Raw genomic sequence first — 21,424 nt, 5'->3', positions numbered from 1 at the left:
GCGGGCGCGGGCGGGTCAGGCGCGGGTCGGGCGCTCGTAGCCGTCGTCTCCGCCGTAGACGTGCGAGTTCGGGTCGAGGTCCGGCTGGGTGGCCGGGCTGGTCGGCGAGGCGGTGTGCTCCACGGCGAAGTCGTCCGACGGCTCGGGCGGTGCGGGGAAGAGGTGGTCGCGCCAGGTGATCCGCCCCAGCGGCGTGGCGTCCGTGGTGTGCCAGCCGGCCCGCTGGGCGGCCCACCTGCCGCCGGGATAGCGCACCGGCAGTAGCAGGCGGCGCAGCCTCTTGGCCTGCAGCCAGGGTCTGACCACCGCGTCCATGCCGATCACCTCGGGCCCGCCATATTCGATCACGCCCCGCTCGGGACCGGCGGCGACCAGGTCGGTCAGATACACGGCGACCTCGGAGCGGTCCACGGGCTGCCAGGGGAGCGTGCGGTCCACCGGGATCGCGGGGAAGGCGGCGGCCAGTTCCCGGAGCAGCTGGTCGAGGTGCTGGTGGAAGGTGGTGCAGCGCAGGATCGTCCAGCCGACCCCGCTCTCCCTGATCAGCCGCTCGGCTTCGAGCTTGTCCTCGAGATACCCGGTCGCGGCCTGGTCGGCGCCGACGATCGAGGTGAACACCAAATGCGGCACCCCGGCTTCCTTGGCCGCGTCGAGCAGCACCGCGGTACCCGCTACATCGACGGAGCCGGCCCGGTGGGCCTTACGGGCGAAAGTGGCGAGATGGATGATCGCATCGACGTCCCGCACGGCGCTGTACACGCCTTTGCCCCAAGTCAGGTCACCCCATACCCATTCGATGTCCCGGCCCGAGTGCGCCTGGCGGCTCAACGCCCGCACCGCGTGACCCGTCCTGAGGAGTGTGGGCACTACTGCTTTGCCCAGCATGCCGGTTGCGCCCGTGACCAGAATGTGCATTCCCCGCCCCTACCCGCAGCCTGGGAATTCTCCCGAAATGACAACGAAATTCATCGCATGCTTGGTCAAAGGGTCTGTCTACTTCGGTCGAGGGTAGGGCCGGGGTCATGGCACGCATAGCAGCGGAATCCCTGGTAGAGCGGCTCGCCGAGTGGGGCGTCGACACCGTCTTCGGCATGCCGGGCGACGGCATCAACGGCATCATGGAGGGCCTGCGACGCCATCGCGACAAGGTGCGCTTCGTCCTGGTGCACCACGAGGAGGCCGCCGCGTTCATGGCCACGGGCTACGCCAAGGCGACGGGGCGGATCGGCGTCTGCCTGGCCACCTCCGGCCCCGGCGGCATCCACCTGCTCAACGGGCTCTATGACGCCAAGCTCGACCACGCTCCCGTGCTGGCCATCACCGGAATGCAGGAGAGCTCCGTGCTGGGCACCGCCTACCAGCAGGAGGTGCAGCTGGATCGGCTGTACGCGGACGTGGCCGAGTACAACATGATGATCACCAATCCGGCCCAGCTGCCGGCGCTGGTGGACGTGGCGATCCGCACCGCCTACGCGCGGCGCGGGGTCGCCCACCTCACGCTGCCCAACGACCTGCAGGTGGCCGACGCGGACGCCGACCCCTGGCAGCACGTCGCCCCCGCCAGGACCCCGCAGACCGCGCCCGTCTACCTTGAGGCCGCCGGGATCCCCCGCCAGGAGGACATCGAGTGGGCAGCCGAGGTGCTCAACACGGCCGAACGGCCCGCCATCCTGGTCGGGGCGGGCGCGCTGCACGCCAGGGACGAGGTGCTGGCGGTCGCCGAGGCGCTCGGCGCGCCGGTGGTCAAGACGCTGCCCGGCAAGGCGGTGGTCCCCGACGACTCGCCGTACACGACGGGCGGGATCGGGCTGCTCGGCACCCGGCCGAGCGAGGACCTGATGGAGGAGACCGACGTCCTGCTCATGGTGGGCACCAACTTCCCCTACTCCAAGTTCCTGCCGGAGCCGGGAGGGACGCGGGTCGTGCAGCTGGAGGCCGACCCCGCCAGGGCCGGGGCACGGATCGCCACCGACGTGCCGGTCGTGTGCGACGCCAAGGAGGGCCTGCGTGCCCTCCTGCCGCTGCTCTCCGGCCGCGATGGGAACGCCCATCTGGCGAAATATCAGAAGCAAATGGTCAAGTGGCGTGAGGACATGGACGCGCTGGAGAACGCCGACCGCGACCCCATCGCCCCCCAGTACGTGGTGTCGGTCCTCGACGACCTGGCCGCCGACGACGCCATCATGACCTGCGACAGCGGCACGATCGCCACCTGGGCCGCCCGGCACTGGACGATCCGCGGCGGGCGCGCGTTCTACCTGTCGGGCAACCTGGCCTCGATGGCGCCCGGCCTGCCGTACGCGAACGCCATGCAGCACGCCTACCCGGGCCGGCAGGTGATCGCGTACGTCGGCGACGGCGGGTTCGCCATGCTCATGGCCGAGTTCCTCACCGCCGCCCAGCAGCGGCTGCCGGTCAAGGTCGTCATCAACAACAACCGCTCGCTCGGCATGATCCTTTGGGAGCAGATGGTCCTCGGCTACCCCGAGCACGGTGTGCGCTTCCCTGAGCCGGCCGGCGACTTCGCCGGCTGGGCCCGGGGCTGCGGCGGGTTCGGGGTCAAGGTCACCAAGGCGGGCGACCTCGTGTCCGCGGTCCAGCAGGCGCTGGCCTACGACGGGCCCGCGCTGGTGGACGTGGAGGTGAACCCGAACGAGCCGCCGCTGCCCGCCAAGGTCTCCTACGACCAGGCCAAGAGCTTCGCCCAGGCGTTCATCAAGGGCCAGCCGCACCGGGCCGCCATCGCCACCACCCTGTTCAAGGACCGGATCCAGCGGCTCGGCGACTAGCCAGGCGCCCGGTGATCAGCAGCGGCTCGGCGACCAGCCGGCGAGTCAGCGGCTAGTCGGCGGCTCGGCGCTTGGCCAGGTGCTCCTCGATCCGCTCGGTGCCCCACCAGCCGGTCGCCAGCACGATCCGGTAGCGGCGGGCGATCGTCTGCCCGCGCGCCAGCTCGAACTCCTGGTGGAAGGCCCATGAGGGATTGACGGCGGCGAACGGGCCACTGCGCACGAACCAGTGCGACTCCGGCCCCGGATCCGGTACGAAGATCAGCGTGGACGACCGGTCCACCTCGTCGTGCCGCCCCTGGAAGGCCAGCCAGCGGGCCCGCTGCCCCATCATCTCCTCGCCGCCCATCCCGTCGGGGCCGAGCACCTCGCCGCCGGTGAACGAGCGCGGGCCGCGCCAGAACAGGCCGCTGTATCCGGCGAGCGGGCGGCCGTGCGTGGTGGGGCTGCCGAAACGTAGCGGCTCCTCACGCAGGCCGGTGAGGGTTGTGTGCCAGACCAGCTCCCAGGAGCCGTTGGCCGGATCGACCGCCTCGACGGTGAGCTCGCGCCGCTCCTCCACCCAGGGCTCGCCGCGCGAGCTGCGCCAGGTCAGCTGCCCCGACAGGCCGTCTTCGCGTACGTCGAGGCTGTCGTGGCGCATCGTGCCGTTGTTGTCCAGGTCGATGTAGCGCTTCTCCTCGCGGACGAACGTGCCGCCGCCCCAGAAGTTCTGGCCGGACACGTGCGAGGCGGTCAGTTGCAGGCCCTTGTGCCAGCGGTGGTCGTGCGGCCGGTAGGAGGTCACCACGTCACCGGCCAGCGTACGCATCGGGTGGATGTACGGCTTGGGCGCCTCGAACGGCTGCGGGTCGGGCTCGTGAACGTAGCGCATCAGCTCCACGCCGTGCGCCTCGAAGACGATCGCGCTCATGAGGGGCTCCATCCGGGGGTGTCGCCGTGCAGGCTGCGGTAGAAGGGATCGCCGGGGCCCACCTCGCCCGCGTGTACCGTACAGCCGGTCAGCGCCGCCTTGTACATGGCGGTGATCAGCTCCAGCGACCGGCGCCCGTCCCGGCCGCTGGCCCGGGGCCGCCGGCCCGCGCGCAGGTCCGTCACCAGGGCCCGCAGCTGCTTCAGGTGGGAGGTGGGCTCGTCCTCGGCGGGCGGCCACTCGATCGGGCCGGCGTGCTCGGCCGGGGTGCAGGTCCAGTCGTCGTTGGTGTAGCCGTACAGGTGGGTCAGCTCCAGGGTGGCGTCGGCGAGGTCGATGCGTATGTGGCTGACCTGCCGCGGCGACAGCACGCTGTTGACCACCGTGGCCAGGGCGCCGGACTCGAAGCGGACCAGCGCGGTCGTGACGTCGTCGGTCTCGACGTCACGCGCCAGCCTGGCCGCCATGGCGCGCACTTCGCTCCACTCGCCCAGCAGCTCCAGCAGCAGGTCGAGCTGGTGGATGCCGTGGCCCATCGCCGGGCCGCCGCCCTCGGTCTCCCAGCGCCCGCGCCACGGCACCGCGTAGTAGGCGTCGTCGCGGTACCAGGTGGTCTGGCAGTGCGCGACGTACGGCGTGCCGAGCGCGCCCTTCTCGATCAGCCGCCGCAGGTGCTGCGCGCCGGAGCCGAAGCGCTGCTGGAACACGATCGCCGCGTACGGCCCGCCCTCCTGCTCGGCCGCGACCATGGCGTCGTACTCGGCCAGCGACAGGCACGGCGGCTTCTCGCACCACACCCACGCGCCCGCGCGCAGCGCGGCGGCCACCTGGGCGGCGTGCAGGGAGGGCGGGCTGCAGACGTCGACCAGATCGGGGCGTACCTCGGCGAGCATGCCTTCGAGGTCGTCCGAGGCGTACGGCACGCCGAACCGGTCGGCGAACGCCTGGGCCAGCTCGGCGGTCGCGTCCACGACGGCGACCACCTCGATGTCGTCAGACAGCTCCTGGAAGGCGGGCATGTGCGCGAAGCTCGCGATCGCGCCGCCGCCGACGATGGCGACGCGCAGGGGGGATGGCACGGGCGACCTCCTTGGGAGACCTTTGGAAAGCGCTTACCGGAGCACGTTATGGTGCGCGGGCACTCCTGGGCAAGGGCTACGCCGTGGCGGCACACGCTCTGGCGATGCCGTTCGCGGCGGTCAGCAGGGGCTCGACCAGCCGGGGGAGCTCGCGGGCGCGCCTGGAGGACAGCACCATGCCGAGCGCGGCGATGGCCCGGCCGTCGACCAGGACCGGGGCCGCGGCCGAGCAGGAGCCGAGCGTCATCTCCTCATACGTCAGCGCGTACCCCTGGGCGCGTACGGTGGCCAGCTCGCGCGCCAGCCGCCCCGGCTCGGTGATCGTGTGCGGGGTCGGCCGTTCGAGCACGCGGTCCAGGTACGACCGGACGAACCACTCGGGCTCATAGGCGAGCAGGGCCTTGCCGACGCCCGTCGGATGCATGGGCAGCCGCCCACCCGTCCTGGACACGATCGGCACGGCCCGCCGCCCGGCCACCTTGTCCACGTACAGCACCTCCAGCCCGTCACGGACGGCCAGGTGCACGTTCTCGCCGGTGCTCGCGAACAGCTCCTGCAACCACGGATGAGCCAGGTCCTGGAGCTTGGCGGGCGCGAGCTGGCCCAGCTCCCACAGTCGCAGCCCGATGCGGAGCCGCCCGTCGGGCGCGCGGCTCAGCGCCTGCCACTCCTCCAGCTCGCCGACCAGCCGGTGCACCGTGCTCAGCGGGACGCCGCTGCGCCTGGCCAGGTCGGTCAGCGTGAGCTGCGGGTGCCCGGAGTCGAACGCGCCCAGGATGGCGAGCACCTTGGAGGTCACCGTGCGCCCCTGGGATCCACCTGACATACCGCAAATCCTGCACAATTCTTCCGCTCAGTGGAAGAGGCAGCTCGAACAATCGGCCGCCGAAGCAGGATGCTTCCTTCATGCGCACTCAGGTAGGGATCATCGGGGCGGGGCCCGCCGGTCTGCTGCTGTCCCACCTGCTCCACCTGCGCGGCATCTCCTCCGTGGTGCTGGAGAAGCGCGGCCGCGAGTACGTGGAGCGCCGCGTGCGCGCCGGCGTGCTGGAGCAGGGGACGGTGGACACGCTGGTCGAGGCGGGCGTCGGCGCGCGGTTGCTGCGCGAGGGCCTGCCGCACCGGGGCATCGAGCTCAGGTACGGCGGGCAGGGCCACCGCATCGCCTTCGAGAAGCTGGTGCCCGGCCGGACCATCACGGTGTACGGCCAGCAGGAGGTGGTCAAGGACCTGATCGCCGCCAGGCTGGAGGCGGGCGGTGACGTGCGGTTCGAGATCGAGGACGTGGCCGTGCATTCGCTGGAGGCCGAGCCTTACGTGACGTTCGGCGGCGAGCGGCTCGACTGCGACGTGATCGCCGGTTGCGACGGCTTCCACGGCGTGTCCAGGCCGTCCATCCCGCCGGGCGTTCTGCGGCTGTTCGAGCGGGACTATCCCTTCGCCTGGCTCGGCATCCTGGCCCGGGTGGCGCCGTCGTCCGAGGAGCTCATCTACGCCAGAACCGAACGCGGCTTCGCGTTGCACAGCATGCGCTCGCCCACGGTCAGCCGCTTCTACCTGCAAGTTCCGCCCGACGCCACCGTGGCGGAGTGGCCGGACGAGCGGATCTGGGCCGAGCTGAAGGCGCGGCTGGAGACCGTACCCGGCTTCGTCCTGGACACCGGCGAGATCTTCGACAAGGGCGTCACGCCGATGCGGGCCTTCGTCGCCGAGCCCATGCAGTACGGCCGCCTCTACCTCGCCGGCGACGCCGCCCACATCGTGCCGCCCACCGGCGCGAAGGGGCTGAACCTCGCCGTGGCCGACGTACGCGTCCTGACCGAGGCGCTGGACCGGTTCTTCGCCACCGGCTCGGCCGACCTGCTCGACGCCTACTCCGAGTCCTGCCTGAAGCGGGTCTGGCGGGCCCAGCACTTCTCCTGGTGGATGACGACCCTGCTGCACACGTTCGACTCCGACGACGACTACGGGCGGCGGCTGCAGCTGTCCTACCTGGACTACGTGACCTCCTCCGAGTCGGCCGCGACGACGCTGGCGGAGAACTACGTGGGCTTGCCATGATCAACTTCGAAGGGCGGCCATGACCCATCCTCCTTACCTGAGCCCCGGCTACCGCAGCACGATCCTGCGCGCGCCCGCGCGGCCACCGGTGGCCTTCAGGAGCGATCCCGACGCGATCGAGCTGACCGGCCCGGTCTTCGGCCACGACGAGGTCGGCTCGCTCGACTCCGACCTGACCAGGCAGCACGTCGGGGAGCCGCTCGGCGAGCGCATCTCCGTCACGGGCCGCATCCTGGACTCCGCCGGAAAACCGGTCCGCGGCACGCTGGTGGAGCTCTGGCAGGCCAACGCCGCCGGCCGCTACGCCCACGAACTCGACCAGCACCCCGCCCCCCTCGACCCGAACTTCACCGGCGCCGGCCGCTGCCTCACCGACGAGGACGGCCGCTACCGGTTCGTCACGATCAAGCCCGGCGCCTATCCCTGGCGCAACCACCACAACGCGTGGCGGCCCGCGCACCTGCACTTCTCCGTGTTCGGGCGGGCCTTCACCGAGCGGCTCGTCACGCAGATGTACTTCCCCGGCGACCCGCTGATGCCCTTCGACCCGATCCTCCAGTCGATCCCCGACGAACCGGCCAGGCAGCGGCTCGTCTCGGCCTTCTCCATGGAGCTGACCGAGCCCGAATGGTCGCTGGGCTACTCCTTCGACATCGTGCTGGGCCGAACCCCGATGGAGTCGTCATGAACCTCACGCCGTCCCAGGACGGAGCCTTCATAGAGCTCACGCCCTCCCAGACCGTGGGGCCGTTCTTCAGCCACGCGCTGCCGTACCCGCACGACTGGGAGCTGGTGCCTGCCGGGCACGCGGGCGCGATCATGCTGACCGGCCGCGTCCTGGACGGCGCCGGTGAGCCGGTGCCGGACGCGCTGCTGGAACTCTGGCTGGGCCGCACCGGCGACCGCGGCGCGCTGCTGCGGGGCGACGGGGAGGTGTCCGGCTTCGGGCGTTGCGCTACGGCTCCTGATGGTTCGTTTCGCTTCCGTACGGCGCGGCCTGAGGGGGCGTACCTGTCGCTGCAGGTGTTCGCCCGGGGGCTGCTGCGGTCGTTGCTGACCCGCGTCTACCTGGAGGATCTGCCCGATCCGCTGCTGGACGGCTTGGAGCCGGAACGGCGGGGGACACTGATCGCGACGGGGTCGGGGGACCGGTACCGGTTCGACGTGCGGCTCCAGGGGGATGGGGAGACGGTGTTCCTTGACTTCTGACGGGACTGCCGCTTTTGGCGGGGTTGCCGGCGGAGCTTCTGACAGCGCTGCGGGGGTGGCCTCTGGCGGCCACTCCGGCGGGGCTGCCGCGGACAGCGGGCTGCTGGCGCCGGTGCGGGCGGGCACCCGGGTGGAGGCGGTGACGTCGGACGCGGCCTGGCTGCGCGCCATGCTGGACGCCGAGGCGGCGCTGGCTCGTGCGCAGGGGCGCGCCGGGCTGATCCCCGGTGCGGCGGCGGCCCTGATCGACCGGGTGGCCTCGGGGTTCACCGCGGACCTACCGGACCTCGCCCACCGAGCCAGACAGGCCGCCAACCCCGTCGTCCCCTTGGTCGCCGACCTGCGCAAAGCCGTCACCGCAGCCGGGGCCAGCGCCGCCTCCTCCGAAGCCGCCGCCTCTTCCGGTGCCTCCGGTGCCACCGGGCCCCGAGGGGTTGGTAGCGCGGCTACCGGAAGCGCTGGGGACGCGCGAGAGGCCATCGGGAGCGGAGGGGCGGCCGTCTTCGTCCACCGGGGGGCCACCAGCCAGGACATCTGTGACACGGCCGCCATGCTGGTCGCCGCGCGTGCCGTCAGCTTGATCGCGGCGGATCTGGACGCGGCCATGGAGGTGCTCGCCGGATTGGCGGAGCGGCATCGCGACACGCTGATGGCGGCTCGCACGCTGAGCCAGCAGGCGGTCCCGACGACATTCGGGCTGAAGGCGGCGGGCTGGCTGACCGGCCTCCTGCGCGCCCGCGACCGCCTGACCGCGCTACGCCTCCCCGCCCAGCTCGGCGGCGCGGCCGGCACACTAGCCGCCCTCGTCGAAACCGTCCGCACCGCCGACCCCGAACTCGCCCACGCCGAACCAGGCCGCACCGCCGACCCCGAACCCGGTGGTGGCGAGAGTGCGCAGGCGCGGGTGCTTCGGCTGGTCGAGCTCTATGCCGGGGAGCTCGGGCTGGCCGCTCCGCTGGCGCCGTGGCATGCCGAGCGGTCCGTGGTCGCCGAGCTGGGCGCGGCCCTGGCCGGTACGGCGGGCGCGCTCGGCAAGGTGGCGACCGACGTGATCCTCATGGCCCAGACCGAGGTCGGCGAGGTGGCCGAGTCATCCCGGGGCAACTCCTCGGCCATGCCGCAGAAGCGCAACCCGGCCCTGTCGGTGCTGATCCGGTCGGCGGCGCTGCAGGTGCCCGCGTACGCCCAGCTGCTGGGACAGGCGGGGGAGCACGAGCGGGCCGCGGGCGCCTGGCAGGCGGAGTGGTCGCCGCTGCGCGAATGCCTCCGCCTGACCGGCGGCGCCGCGGAGACGGCCGCCGAGCTGGTCGCCGGGCTTCAGGTGTTCCCGGACAGGATGCGGGACAACGCCTGCCTGACCGGCGGGCGCATCGTGTCGGAACGGCTCGCGGTCCACCTCGGCCGCGATGCGCTCAACGAGGCGCTGAGCCGTCCAGGTCCGCTGGAAGGGCCGGAGGAGCTGCTGGATCCCGAGGGCTATCTGGGCGCCGCGCCGGAACTCGTCGATCGCCTCCTGGCCGACTACCGAGAGCGTCGCGTCCCCTCCGACTACCGCAAGCGCAGCGTCCCGGGCGAACACCGCGAGCGCCGCGTCCCGGACGACTACCGGAAGTGATCGTGAGCATGAAGCTGCATCACCGCGTCGACGGTCCCGCCGGAGCGCCGTTGCTGGTTCTCGGGCCGTCGCTCGGCACCACGCTGGACATCTGGCAGCCGCAGCTTAGCGCGCTCACCCAGTCGTGGCGGGTGCTCCGGTATGACCTGCCGGGCCACGGCGGCTCGGCCCCTGCCACCTGCGGCCTGACGATCGACGACCTGGCGCGGGCCGTACTGGACCTGGTGGGCGATGTGGAGGACACGGAGGCCGGAGAGTTCGCGGTCGGCGGCATCTCTCTAGGCGGCGCCATTGCCACCACGATCGCGGCCGGTCAGCAGGAATCCGGCGAACAGCAGGCCAGTCAGCAAGAGCCGGGTCAGCAGGAATCCGATCAGCAGCCGGCCGGACAGCGGCAGGCCGGCCGGCGGGGTCGGGTGCGGAGTCTGGTGCTGTGCTGTACGTCGGCGCGGTTCGGGGAGCCGGGGCCGTGGCTGGAGCGGGCGGCGCTGGTACGTGCCTCCGGTGTGGCCCAGCTCGCCCCGGCGCTGGCGGCCCGCTGGTTCACCGCCGGCTACGACGGCCGCTGGGTGACGGACATGCTGGATCGCGTGGACGCCGAGTCGTACGCGGCCTGCTGCACCGCCATCGCGTCCTGCGACCTGACCGGACGCCTGGCCGCCATCACCGCCCCCACGCTGGTCGTCGCGGGTGCCGACGACCCGGCCACGCCCTTGGACCAGGCTCTCACGCTGGCCCAAGGCATCCCGGGGGCGCTGTTGCGCGTGGTGCCCGGCGCGGCTCACCTGGCGAGCGTGGAGCGGGCCGACACCGTCACGTCCGCGATCGTCGGCCACCTTGGCGGCGACTCCGGTCACACGGCCGGGATGCGTACCAGGCGTGAGGTGCTCGGCGACGCCCACGTGGACCGGGCCGTCGCCGCCACGACCGGCTTCACCCGCGACTTCCAGCACCTCATCACCCGCTACGCCTGGAACGAGATCTGGAACCGGCCCGGCCTCGACCGCCGTACCCGCAGCTGTGTCACCCTGACCGCGCTGGTCGCCCGCGGCCACCTGGACGAGCTGGCCATGCACGTGCGCGCGGCCCTGCGCAACGGCCTGACCCCGGACGAGATCGGCGAGGTGCTCCTGCAGACGGCGATCTACTGCGGGGTCCCGGCCGCCAATGCCGCCTTCGCCGTCGCCCAGCGCGTCCTGGCCGAAGTCCCGACAGAAGTCCCGACAGAAGTCCCGACAGAAGAAGACTGATCCCACGAGCGGGTCGAGCGCGTGTCTCCCATGAGCTGGCACGAGCATGCGCCACGGCAAGCCACGCCCGTGCTCGATGTCCTGGCTGCAACGGATTTGCAACGTCGGTTGGCAGCATCTTGAGCGGATTGTTCGGCTCAAGGAAGGGACCGATCTCATGCCCAAACTGACCCCGGAGCAGGCCGACCGGATCGTGGCCGGCTGGCGGAGCGGTACGCAGCTCGTCGAAGGATGGGACAACCCGGCTGGCCCGCTGTTCGCCAGCGGTGAGTACGCGGAAGCGGACATCACCCTCGAATCCATCCTCGCCGCGTCGGGCTGCAACCCGCCTCCCCCTCCGCTCACCGAGGGCGGCTGCGGCACCGCGTGCAGCGCCTCCGCCGGGCGCTTGTGCTGCTGACCTGACATGGGGGAATACACCGTAAGCGACACCGTGCTGGACCGCCTGCTCGAACCTTCACTGGAGCGACTGGCGGCCCGGCTCGGGTCCGTCGCGGGCCTGGCGGAAACGGAGCGCCGGGCCGTACACGCGGGCGCCGCCACGGCGCTGTTGAACACCGTGCGCATGAGGACCAACCGGGTGCTGCTCCTGGAGCTGAACGCGGCCAGGATCACCGGCAGGCTCACGGGCGCCGACCCGGAGGCCAGGTGGCGGGATTGGGAGTCCCAGGCGGCGAACCCGGAGTTCTGGGAGTCACTGGGCGGCCACTACCCGACCCTGCTCCCACGCCTGCGACGGCTGATCGGCCACAGGTGCGCGGCGGCGATGAGCCTGGCCTGCCGCTTCGCCGCCGACCGCCCACTGCTCACGACGCTGCTCCGGCCGCTCGAGGGGGGCGAGCCGGGGGAGCTGGTGAGCGTCGAGTTCGGCGCGGGCGACAGCCATCGCGGCGGGCAGAGCGTGGCGATCCTGACCTGCGCCGCGGGCAAGGTCGTCTACAAGCCGCGGTCCGTAGCCGTTGACCTGGCCGCGGCGCGGCTGCTGAGCCGGCTGCTGGCCGACGAGCCCGCCGACACCCGGATCAGGGTCCCCGACGTGGTGAGCGGCGACGGCTACGGCTGGGCCGAGCACGTCGCCCATCGGTACTGCGCCGACGACGAGGAGACGCGCTGCTTCTACCGCAACCTCGGGCACTGGCTGGCCGTGATGCGGCTGATCGGCGGCACCGACCTGCACGCCGAGAACCTGATCGCCGCAGGACCGATCCCGACCGTCGTGGACTGCGAGACGCTGTTCACGCCCCAGCCGCCGACGCGGGTCTCCGGCTACGGGCTCGCGGCGGACCGGGCGGGGGCGCTGATCGGCGGTTCGGTGCTGGGCACCGGGCTGCTGCCGGGCCGGGGGCTGGCGCTCGGCTGGCGCGGCGTCGACATGTCCGCCATCGGCTCACTGCCCGGCCAGCAGCCGGTCACGGAGCTGCCGGTCATCCTCGGCGTCGGCACCGACGAGGCGCGGATCGGCCTCGCGCCCGTACGCGTCCCGCTCTCGCTCAACCACCCGAGCCCCGAGCCCGTGCTGAGCAAGCACTGGGACCTGGTGGTCGACGGGTTCACCCGGCTGACCAGGCGGCTCAGGAAGCTCGACGAGGGCGGCGAGCTGGCGGGGTGGCTGGGGGAGTTCGCCGACCTGCCGATCCGGGTCGTACTCAGGTCCACCGAGAGCTACGCCGAGCTGCAGCGGATGCTCTGGCACCCGCACTCGCTGCACGACGAGCCCGCCGCCCGGCGGCGCGCGGCGGACCTGCTGGCCAGGCAGGCGGCCAACGCGCCCGGTCGGCCGGACGACCCCGAGGTGATCGAGGCGGAGGTCGAGGAGCTGCTGGACGGCGACGTGCCGTTCTTCGCCACCACGCCGCGCCGTGGCCGGCTCACCGGGCCGCGCGGCACGCAGTGGGGTCCCGCCCAGGACCTGATCGCGGGGACGCTGGACCGGTGGCGGTCGGCCGACCTCGCGCTGGAGCACCAGGTGATCCAGTCCGCCCTGGTCAGCGCGTACCTGAACGAGGGCGGCGTACCCGACCAGCGGCGCCTGCTCCCGGCCGTACTGAACACCGACGACCTGGACCGCAGGCGGCGGACGCTGGCGGCCGACATCATGCGATCGCTGTCCGACGCCGCCGTACGCGCCGAGGACGGCACCGTCACCTGGATCGCGCCGGTGCTCAACCCGACCGGATGGGCGGTGCTGCCGCTCGGCCTCGACATGTACGGCGGCGCGGCCGGCATCGCCGTACTGCTGGCGGGCTATCTGCGTGAGATGGAGGCGGGACGGGCCGACCCGGTGCCGGACGTCGGGCAACTGCTGGCCGACGTGCTGCGTACCGTGCGGATGGCGGAGGAGCAGTGGGCCAAGGACCGGGCCGAGATCAAGAAGCGACGGCCCGCGCCCGCCGGCGGCTACCTCGGGCTCGCCTCGCGGATCTGGGGCTGGCTGCTGCTGGTACGCCTGGGCGTGATCGAGCCGGCCGAGGCGTTCTCGCGGTCGGCCGACCTCGTCCGCGAGCTGCCCGCCGCGCTGGAGTCCGACCCGTCACTCGACCTGGTACGCGGCATGGCGGGCGCGGTGGTGCCCCTGCTGCGGCTCCACGAGAGCGCGGGCGACGCCGAGGCGGGGGACCTGGCCAGGACGATCGGCCGCAAACTGGTGTCGGCGGCACAGGTACGCGGCGGCACCGCGTGCTGGACGATCGACGGCTTCCCCGACGGCATCGGCGGCCTGGCCCACGGGGCGACCGGCATCGGCTGGGCGCTGTCCCGGCTGGCGGCGGACACCGGCGACACCGACTGCGCGAGCGTCGCCGAGGCCGCCTTCGCCTACGAGGAGACCCTGTACGTCCCCGAGACCGGCAGCTGGCGCGACCTGCGCGGCCCGGACCAGATCGGGGCGGCGTGGTGCCACGGGTCCGTCGGGATCGCGGTCGTGGCGGCCGACCAGCTCATGGAGGGCCGCGGCGACCCGGAACGACTGCGTGACCTGCTGCGGCGTGCTGCGCAGGCCAGCCAGGCCGACGGCATCGGCTGGAACCACACCCTGTGCCACGGCGACTTCGGGGCCTGGGAGGTGCTGGACCTCGCCGTCACCGCGGGGCTCGGCGCGGGCGGACTGGACCGGCCCCGGCTGGAGGCCCACCTGCTCGGCAGTGTCGAGGAGCATGGGCCGGTCAGCGGGTTCGCCAGGGACGCGTTCGTTCCGGGGCTGATGCCGGGGCTCGGCGGAGTCGCGTACCAGTTGCTCCGCATGCATCCCGAATGCCCACTGCCCTCGGTGCTGCTGCCCGACCCCGGCCCGGTCTCCAGCATGGTTCCCAGCACAGTCTCCAGCACGGCGAAGCCGTCTTGAGCGCGTCCGCCGATGCCCAGATGGTGTCGCCTTACTGGCAACTCGACGACGCGGGCGACATGGGCTTCTGGCGGATGTGCCGGCGGCTGCCGGCCACCAGCCGGGCGGTGCTCGCGATCGTGGCGCGGGCGGCGCCCCGGCAGGCCGTCACGGTCGTACTGCTGCAGGTCGTGTCGGGAGCCGCCACGGCCTTCGGCCTGCTGGCCACCACGGGGGCGCTGGAACGGCTGCTCGCCACCGGCCCCACCGTGGAGGTGGTGGCGGCCGCGCTGCCCATGATCCTCCTCGTCGGCGGGGCGTACCTGCTGCGGGGGGCGGTCGAGACGGCCATCGCGGCCGCGTACGCCCGGCTGACGCCCGCGGTGCGCCGGATGGCGGAGGGGGAGCTGTTCGCGGCCGGGCTCCGCGTCGAGCTGGCCGCCTACGACGACGCCGGCTTCTACGACCGGATGCAGCGGGCGCGCGACCGGGGCCTGTTCCACCTCGCGCGGGCCGTGGACAACCTGGTCGACCTCGTCGGCGCGGCCCTGGCGTTCGCCGCCGCGTTCACCGGGCTGGCCGTCCTGCACGCCGCGCTGCTCCCGGTGCTGGTGCTGGGCGTACTCCCGTCGGCCTGGACGGTGCAGCGCTCGGCCCGGCTGGCGTACGCGCACATGACCCGCACGGTCACCTTGAACCGCCGGGTCCAGATGATCACCGAGCTGGGCACGCAGCGCGAGCCCGCCCCGGAGATCCGCGCCTGCCAGGCCGAGGAGTTCCTGCTGCGGGAGTACGCCGAGGTCGCCGATCCGCTGCGCGACCAGGAGGTACGGGTGAAGGCCGGCCAGGTACGCGTCGGCACCGTCGGCCGGGCGCTCACCGGGCTCATGTCCGCCATCACGTTCACCGTGCTCGGCCTGCTGCTGCAGGCGGGCTGGATCCCGCTGGCGGTGGCCGGCGGCGCGGTGATAGCCGTGCGGACCGCGAACGCCGCGCTCAGCCGGCTGGTCCACTCGGCACACCAGCTGCTGGAGCAGGGCATGTACGTGGCGGATTACCAGGAGTTCGTCGACGACGCCGCCTCCAGGAGCCGCGCGGCGGCCACCCGCACCCGCATGGCGCCGGTCGCGCCGGAGGTGATCACGCTGAGCGGCGTCGAGTTCGGCTACCCGGGCGGGACCCGCGAGGCGCTGCGCGGCATCGACCTCACCGTCCGCACCGGTCAGACCATCGCCCTCGTCGGCGAGAACGGCTCCGGCAAGACCACGCTCGCCAAGATCATCGCGGGCCTGTACGAGCCCACCAACGGGCAGGTCAGCTGGGACGGCGTGGACATCCGCGAGATGGACCCGCACAGCGTCGGCGACCGGATCATGATGGTGCTCCAGGACCCGATCCGATGGCCGCACACCGCCCGCGCCAACGTACGAGCCGGCCGCCACGACCGCGACGACCCCGGCGACCTGGCATTGCGCGCCGCCGCCGAGCTGGCGGGCGCCGACACCGTGGTGGCCGACCTGCCCAACGGCTGGCAGACGCTGCTCTCGAAGTACTTCCGCGGCGGCCAGGAACTGTCGGGCGGTCAGTGGCAGCGGCTGGCCGTCGCCCGCGGCGTCTTCCGCGACGCGCCCGTACTGATCTGGGACGAGCCGACGGCGCCGCTGGACGCCAAGGCGGAGTTCGCCGTGTACGAGTCGCTGCGCCGCCTCGCCACCGGCCGGATCGTCATCCTGATCACGCACCGGCTGGCCAGCGTACGCAACTCCGACCGGATCTACCTCCTGCACGAGGGCGCGCTGGCCGAGCAGGGCACGCACGACGAGCTGATCACCCGATCCGGTCGATACGCGGAGCTGTACGAGCTGCAGGCCCGCATGTACGCCGACGAACTCCCCCTCAGCGGAGTTCGGGGCGGTGGCTCCGGCCGTTGAGCACCGGCCTGTTGCCGCGGTGTCCGAGCAGGTCGGCGGCGCGGCGGCGGTAGACCAGCTGGGTCGGGACGGGCGTGGCGGCGTACAGGGCCTCCCTCGTCACCTCGTTGGCGAACTCGTACCCGCTGCCCGTCACCACGAGCAGGCCCACCCTCAGCGCGCGCTCACACAGCTCGGCGGCCACCTGCGGCGGCAGGCCGAGCAACTCGCCGGCCAGCGCGGGCTCGAAGGCACCCCGGAACACCGAGGCGGCCCGCAGCAGGCGCTCCACCAGCGAGCCGGTCCGGTGAACCCGCGCGAGCACCGCCGCGCTCAGCCTCGCCGGCACCCCGTGCTCACCCGCCGCCAGGCCGCGCAGCAGCTCGACGACGTACAGCGGGTGGCCGTGCGTACGCCGGAAGACGTCGTCCGCCCACCTGCCCTGACCGCTCCGCGTGGCCAGCCGCCCGACCGCCCGCGCGGGCAGCGGCCCCAGCTCCAGCCGTACGACTGCATGCCCGAGCGCCTCCAGCGCCGCCGCGCCCTCCCCTGAACGCGCCGTCGCGACGACCAGCAGGCGCGCGCCGGAGACCCGGCGGGCCAGGTAGTGGACGAGCTCGACGGTCGCCGTCCCGGCCAGATGCAGGTCCTCCAGCACCAGCAGCACCGGTTCCCTGGCCGCCAAGGCCCGCAGGAACGCGGTCACCGCCTCGTACGACGATCTCCGCCCGGTCTCGCCGACCGTGCCGTGGCGTCCCTGCCGCAGCGTCGGCGCGGCCTCCGGGATCACCCTGGCCAGCGCCTCCGCCCCATCACCGACCATGTCGCGGAGCACGGGCCCGGCCAGACGGGTGATCGGTGGTGTCAACGCGTCGGTGAACGGCTGGAGGAAGAGCGAACGCTCGCTCTCATGGCACCGCGCTCGCAAGATGGTCCCGCAGGTGGTCCGCGCGACCCGTACCGCCTCCTCGGCCAGCCGGGACTTGCCGATGCCCGCCTCACCCACGATCAGCAGCGCACCGGTCCGCCCCGCCACGGCCGCCGCCCAGGCCCGGGAGATCCCGGCCACCTCCTCCGCCCGCCCTGGCAGCGCGGCCTCCGCCTCCGCCCGCGCCGCCAGGGCGGCGGCCCCCTCCTTCGCCGCGCCCTCCTTTACGGCTCCGTCCTTCACCGCTCCGGCCTTTACGGCTCCCGTTAGGGGACCGGCCCCTTCCTTGGCGGTCCCCTCCTTCGCGGCTCCGGCCTTCGCGGCTCCGGCCTGCACGGCTCCGGGCTTTACGGCTCCGGGCTTTACGGCACCGCCCAGGGGAGCGGGCGGCTGCTCGCGAAGGACCGCCAGGTGCATGGCCCGCGTCTCGGCCGCCGGATCCGTGCCCAGCTCGGCCGCCAGGAGGTCGCGCAGCCGCTCGTAGGCCAGCAACGCCCGCGCGGGCTCGCCCGCCTCGGTGTGGGCCCGCATCAGCAGCCGGTGCGCGGCCTCGTCGAACGGGTCCGCGGCCACCGCCGCCTCGGCCGCCCGCCGCGCCCGCCCCGGCTCGGCGATGCGCAACGCCGCCGTCGCCGCCGCGTGGAGCGCCCGCCTGAGCAGCCCTGCCGCCTCACCACGCGCCGGCGCCGCCCAAGGAGCGTCGTTGTCCCCATCCAGTACGGCACCGCCGTCGAGCAGGTCGATCGCCCGTGTCGCCGCGGCGACGGCCACGGCCGCCTCGTCCTTCGCCAGCCGACTCTCCGCCTCCGCGGTCAGCGCGGCGGCCTCGTCGAGATCCACACTCACGGCCGGTGGCACGCCCAGCCGGTAGCCCCGCCTGCCGCCCGTCACGGCCTCAGGGCCGAGCGTCCTGCGCAGCCTGCTCACCAGCGTGGCGACGTTCTCCACCGGCCGTTTCGGCGGGCAATCGCCCCATAACACCTCCACGACGCGGTCGGTGGGCACAGCGTGGCCGCGCTCGACCGTCAGCAGTTTCAGGAGTGTCGCGGCCCGGCCGCCGACCGCCCTGCGCATACCGTCCTTCTCGACCGCGAACGAGCCCACCAGCCGGATCAGCACCCTGCTCTCGCGGCCGTCTGTCCTGTCGATCATGTTCTTCCGCCGCCTCCCCGAGCCCCTCACCTTGAGGCGTGACATCGAGGGACAGCGATGTTCCACGGAGCGGGGGGCGGCTCGGCCGGCGCGTACCCCGGTCACCAATGGCGACCAAGAGCTCTGACCGCGCACCGGCGACGTGCCGTCACTGGGCTCCGGCGACGCGACCCGCGGTGAGTCTCGCGTGGGCGATCGCGGTGGCGGCTTCCACCGTCGTGATGTGTTCACGGTCCGCCCGCTCGAAGACGTCGGCGACGATCCCGCCCACGCGTTCGACTCGCGCGGCCGAGCGGGCGTCGTCGTGCCCGAGGAGCTGCCCTTCCAGGTACACCAGCCCACCGGCGTTGACGAGGAAGTCCGGCGCGTACAGGATGCCCCTTCGGGTGAGCGCGTCGGCGAGGCCTGGTTCGGCCAGTACGTTGTTCGCGCCCCCGGCGATGACGCGGCACCGCAGCCGCGGCAGCGTCTCACCCGTCACCACCTCGCCGAGAGCGCAGGGGGCGAACACGTCACAGGAGGCCGAGAGGATGTCCTGTGGTGACATCCGTCGCGCGCCATACCGTTCGGCCACGTCGCGGGCACGTCGATCGACGAGGTCGGCGATCAGCACCTCGGCCGACTCCGCGCGCAGGAGGCGCGCGAGGTGGGATCCGACGTTGCCTGCTCCCTGAACGGCCACGGTCGCGCCCGCGAGATCGCCGGAGCCTGCGGAGGCGCGCAGCCCAGCCCGGATCGAGGCGAGAACTCCGAGCGCCGTGTACGGGGAGGGATCGCCTTTGTCGCAGACGGGCGCCGTTTCGCGGCCGATGACCTCGATATCCGCCTGCACTGTCCCGACGTCGTTCACCGGGATGAACCGGCCGCCCAGCGCGGCGATGAACCTGCCGAGGGCACGCAGAAAGACACCTGGATGTCGACCCGACCACCCGCTCGTGGCCGGGCGCCAGCTGGATCGCCGTCGACTGGCCGAGCACCCATGGATCACCTTTCCGCCGCGCCCCGGTGAAGCCCGCCAGCCCTACGCCGACGCACTGGAACGGCTGCTGGGCAGAGACGCGCTCACCACGACGGAGATCGTGCCGATCGACAGCCTGACCGCTCAGCTCAAGATGGTCGAAGCCGGATTCGGCCTGGCCCTGCTGCCACGCAGCGGAGTCGAGGACGAGGTCAACTCGGGCCGGATCCGCGTCCTGGACATCGCGGAGGCCGCGTTCTCGATCCCGGTCGCGCTCGTCCACCGACGCCACGGCTTCCTGAGCGGTGCCGCCAAAGCCCTCCGGGACCTGCTCCTGGAGGGTGATCAGAGCGACAGCGGTACGGGGTGAATCTCGTCGGCGGGGTGGCCCGACCGCTGGTGAATCCGTTGTACGGCCTCCGCGCTCGGTGCGTCGGACAGGCAGTAGATGACGCCTTCCTCGGGGTCCGCCCACGCCTGCACGAAGGACACTCCCTCGTCGGCCTGTATCGCGAGGTCGGCCTCGTGCGCTTCGCGGAACTGCTCGTCAGTGATACCCACCATGTCGTGGTGGACGTCCATGAACCTCGTCATGGCTTCCTCCTGTAGACATCTGTCGCCGCAGACATGCTGTAGACACCCGGCGCACGTCGTTCTCAGCCTAGATCCGACATAAGTCATCAATCACCCCAACATTCCTCAAATGGCATATCCGGGAAGCATCCGCCTCCCGGCTTACCCGGCATATGATCATTCAACGGCCTTATGATCATTTCGACTGTTCCCGATCTCGCGAGGAGTCCACCGTGACCGAAAATTCGGACTTGTGGGCAAAAGGCATCGACACCACCCGGCCCAGCATCGCCAGGGCCTATGACGTCGTGCTCAACGGCAAGGACAACTTCGAGGTCGATCGCACGTTCGTCGCCGAGATCGTGAAAGTCGTCCCCGAGATCTACGATGTGGCCACGTACAACAGGGAGATCCTCGGCCGGGGCGTGCGCTTTCTCGTCGAGCGCGGCATCACCCAATTCATCGATCTCGGCTCCGGTTTGCCGACGGTGGAGAACACGCATCACGTCGCGCAGCGCGCCAACCCGGACGCGCACGTGGTCTATGTCGACAACGACCCGATGGTGCTGGCCCACGGCCGGGCGATCCTGGCCGAGAACGACCGGACCGGGGTGGTCACGTCCGACCTGCGTGAGCCGAAGTCGATCCTGGCCGACGAGACGGTCCAGCGGCTCATCGACCTGGACCAGCCGGTAGGCGTGATGCTGGTCGGCATCCTGCACCACCTGCACGACAGCGAGGCCCCGAAGGGCATCGTCGAGGAGTACATGGCGGCGGTCCCGTCCGGCAGCTACGTCTTCATCACCCATTTCTGCTCCGCCACCCAGGACGCGCGTGACGCGGAGAAGAAGTTCCTCGCACTGCTCGGCACCGGCCGCTTCCGGACCCCCGAGGAGATCACCTCGTTCTTCGATGGATACGAGCTGGTCGAGCCCGGCGTCGTCCCGCTGCCCTTGTGGCGTCCCGAGGACACCGTCCCCGAGGTGCTCAGTGTCGGCCAGCGCCTCATGTACGGCGGCATCGCCAGGAAGCCCTGACCCGCCCGCACTGGTGGGGCCGGGGGTCTCGCCCCGCTGCCCCCTGCTCCCCGTCCCCGGCGCCTCGCCGATCGTGAGCGGCGCGCCGACGCGGGGGCGACACGTCGGTGTGGCGGCCATGGTAAGCTGGTCTCAGTTGCAGTTCTGGTACCCAAATGAACTTTGTGTGCGCCTGACGGGACGTAAACCTCAGGCGCATTTTGTTTGCCGGTCATTTCCGGATGGGTCATTTCGGCGACGTGGGGCCCGTGACCTGCGGGTTCTGTCTATTGCGCCTACCTAAAGGAGATCGACATGGCGACTGGCACCGTGAAGTGGTTCAACTCTGAAAAGGGCTTCGGCTTCATCGAGCAGGACGGCGGCGGCGCTGACGTCTTCGCCCACTACTCCAACATCGCTGCCCAGGGCTTCCGCGAGCTGCAGGAAGGCCAGAAGGTCAGCTTCGACATCACGCAGGGCCAGAAGGGCCCGCAGGCCGAGAACATCGTTCCCGCCTGACGCTAGTCACGCACGACGAGCCGGGGTTCGCACCTGAAGAGGTGCGGGCCCCGGCTCGTCGCATTGAGGGCATGTGTCGCGAGCCCGGCCGCCCCGGGCGAGGGTTAATGTCGGTGAAACCGCACGTCGCGTG

Annotated in this window: 19 protein-coding genes; 12 read left to right on the top strand and 7 right to left on the bottom strand. The window is 71.9% G+C overall.

What is annotated here, in order from left to right; genetic code table 11:
• Positions 1 to 15 precede the first annotated feature (15 nt).
• Positions 16 to 915, bottom strand: coding sequence for an NAD(P)H-binding protein (locus AB0J16_RS49925; RefSeq protein WP_358553417.1), 900 nt, complete (start codon positions 913 to 915; stop codon positions 16 to 18).
• Between the two features lie 107 nt (positions 916 to 1,022).
• Between AB0J16_RS49925 and AB0J16_RS49920 the strand changes: the two genes are divergently transcribed.
• Complete coding sequence (locus tag AB0J16_RS49920; protein ID WP_358553415.1) at positions 1,023 to 2,789, top strand: thiamine pyrophosphate-binding protein; 1,767 nt, start codon at positions 1,023 to 1,025, stop codon at positions 2,787 to 2,789.
• A 52-nt stretch (positions 2,790 to 2,841) separates the two neighbouring features.
• On the opposite strand, the gene AB0J16_RS49915 is transcribed toward AB0J16_RS49920, so the two are convergent.
• The 3 genes from AB0J16_RS49915 to AB0J16_RS49905 form a co-directional block, all read right to left on the bottom strand.
• A complete protein-coding gene (locus tag AB0J16_RS49915; protein ID WP_358553413.1) occupies positions 2,842 to 3,702 on the bottom strand; it encodes a PmoA family protein in 861 nt (286 codons plus the stop codon).
• Positions 3,699 to 4,781, bottom strand: a complete 1,083-nt coding sequence (locus AB0J16_RS49910; protein WP_358553411.1) for a Gfo/Idh/MocA family oxidoreductase — start codon at positions 4,779 to 4,781, stop codon at positions 3,699 to 3,701. The genes AB0J16_RS49915 and AB0J16_RS49910 overlap by 4 nt, the downstream gene beginning before the upstream one ends.
• Positions 4,782 to 4,857: 76 nt before the next feature.
• Positions 4,858 to 5,607 (bottom strand): IclR family transcriptional regulator, encoded by a 750-nt coding sequence (locus AB0J16_RS49905; protein WP_358553409.1) that lies wholly within the window; start codon positions 5,605 to 5,607, stop codon positions 4,858 to 4,860.
• An 80-nt stretch (positions 5,608 to 5,687) separates the two neighbouring features.
• Between AB0J16_RS49905 and AB0J16_RS49900 the strand changes: the two genes are divergently transcribed.
• The 8 genes from AB0J16_RS49900 to AB0J16_RS49865 all read left to right on the top strand — a co-directional run bounded on the left by AB0J16_RS49900 (position 5,688) and on the right by AB0J16_RS49865 (position 16,166).
• On the top strand, positions 5,688 to 6,842 hold the full coding sequence (locus AB0J16_RS49900; protein ID WP_358553407.1) for a 4-hydroxybenzoate 3-monooxygenase: 1,155 nt from the start codon (positions 5,688 to 5,690) through the stop codon (positions 6,840 to 6,842).
• 19 nt (positions 6,843 to 6,861) lie between these two features.
• Positions 6,862 to 7,530, top strand: coding sequence for a protocatechuate 3,4-dioxygenase subunit beta (gene pcaH / locus AB0J16_RS49895; RefSeq protein WP_358553405.1), 669 nt, complete (start codon positions 6,862 to 6,864; stop codon positions 7,528 to 7,530).
• Positions 7,527 to 8,051, top strand: a complete 525-nt coding sequence (locus AB0J16_RS49890) for a protocatechuate 3,4-dioxygenase subunit alpha (protein WP_358553403.1) — start codon at positions 7,527 to 7,529, stop codon at positions 8,049 to 8,051. Before pcaH ends, AB0J16_RS49890 begins: the two co-directional genes overlap by 4 nt.
• 55 nt (positions 8,052 to 8,106) lie before the next feature.
• Positions 8,107 to 9,666, top strand: a complete 1,560-nt coding sequence (locus tag AB0J16_RS49885; RefSeq protein ID WP_358553401.1) for a lyase family protein — start codon at positions 8,107 to 8,109, stop codon at positions 9,664 to 9,666.
• Between the two features lie 2 nt (positions 9,667 to 9,668).
• Positions 9,669 to 10,916, top strand: coding sequence for a 4-carboxymuconolactone decarboxylase (gene pcaC / locus AB0J16_RS49880; RefSeq protein WP_358553399.1), 1,248 nt, complete (start codon positions 9,669 to 9,671; stop codon positions 10,914 to 10,916).
• 157 nt (positions 10,917 to 11,073) lie between these two features.
• The gene (locus AB0J16_RS49875) at positions 11,074 to 11,316 is read left to right on the top strand and encodes a DUF6229 family protein (protein ID WP_357951270.1); all 243 of its coding nucleotides are present in this window, start codon (positions 11,074 to 11,076) and stop codon (positions 11,314 to 11,316) included.
• A gap of 6 nt (positions 11,317 to 11,322) precedes the next feature.
• A complete protein-coding gene (locus tag AB0J16_RS49870) occupies positions 11,323 to 14,256 on the top strand; it encodes a type 2 lanthipeptide synthetase LanM family protein (RefSeq protein ID WP_358553397.1) in 2,934 nt (977 codons plus the stop codon).
• Entirely contained in the window at positions 14,253 to 16,166 is a 1,914-nt protein-coding gene (locus AB0J16_RS49865; protein WP_358553395.1) for an ABC transporter ATP-binding protein, read from the top strand. Before AB0J16_RS49870 ends, AB0J16_RS49865 begins: the two co-directional genes overlap by 4 nt.
• On the opposite strand, the gene AB0J16_RS49860 is transcribed toward AB0J16_RS49865, so the two are convergent.
• Both AB0J16_RS49860 and AB0J16_RS49855 read right to left on the bottom strand, forming a co-directional pair.
• A complete protein-coding gene (locus tag AB0J16_RS49860) occupies positions 16,132 to 18,225 on the bottom strand; it encodes an AAA family ATPase (protein ID WP_358553393.1) in 2,094 nt (697 codons plus the stop codon). The genes AB0J16_RS49865 and AB0J16_RS49860 overlap by 35 nt on opposite strands.
• A 148-nt stretch (positions 18,226 to 18,373) precedes the next feature.
• On the bottom strand, positions 18,374 to 19,075 hold the full coding sequence (locus tag AB0J16_RS49855; RefSeq protein WP_358553391.1) for a Glu/Leu/Phe/Val dehydrogenase family protein: 702 nt from the start codon (positions 19,073 to 19,075) through the stop codon (positions 18,374 to 18,376).
• Here AB0J16_RS49855 and AB0J16_RS49850 point away from each other — a divergent pair.
• Positions 19,035 to 19,553: a substrate-binding domain-containing protein gene (locus AB0J16_RS49850; RefSeq protein ID WP_358553389.1), complete on the top strand. Its 519-nt coding sequence runs from the start codon at positions 19,035 to 19,037 to the stop codon at positions 19,551 to 19,553. The two genes, AB0J16_RS49855 and AB0J16_RS49850, sit on opposite strands and share 41 nt — an antisense overlap.
• Here the strand turns inward: AB0J16_RS49850 and AB0J16_RS49845 are convergent.
• On the bottom strand, positions 19,529 to 19,777 hold the full coding sequence (locus tag AB0J16_RS49845; RefSeq protein ID WP_358553387.1) for an SCO4226 family nickel-binding protein: 249 nt from the start codon (positions 19,775 to 19,777) through the stop codon (positions 19,529 to 19,531). The genes AB0J16_RS49850 and AB0J16_RS49845 overlap by 25 nt on opposite strands.
• A gap of 212 nt (positions 19,778 to 19,989) precedes the next feature.
• On the opposite strand from AB0J16_RS49845, the gene AB0J16_RS49840 reads away from it, so the two are divergent.
• Positions 19,990 to 20,793: an SAM-dependent methyltransferase gene (locus AB0J16_RS49840; RefSeq protein ID WP_358553385.1), complete on the top strand. Its 804-nt coding sequence runs from the start codon at positions 19,990 to 19,992 to the stop codon at positions 20,791 to 20,793.
• A 294-nt stretch (positions 20,794 to 21,087) separates the two neighbouring features.
• Positions 21,088 to 21,291: a cold-shock protein gene (locus AB0J16_RS49835; RefSeq protein ID WP_086663560.1), complete on the top strand. Its 204-nt coding sequence runs from the start codon at positions 21,088 to 21,090 to the stop codon at positions 21,289 to 21,291.
• The last annotated feature ends 133 nt before the right edge of the window (positions 21,292 to 21,424 follow it).

Source organism: Nonomuraea sp. NPDC049750, assembly GCF_040659625.1.
GTDB lineage: Bacteria > Actinomycetota > Actinomycetes > Streptosporangiales > Streptosporangiaceae > Nonomuraea.
Note: the sequence above shows the minus strand (reverse complement) of the source record. Positions and strands in the feature narration are given on the sequence as shown.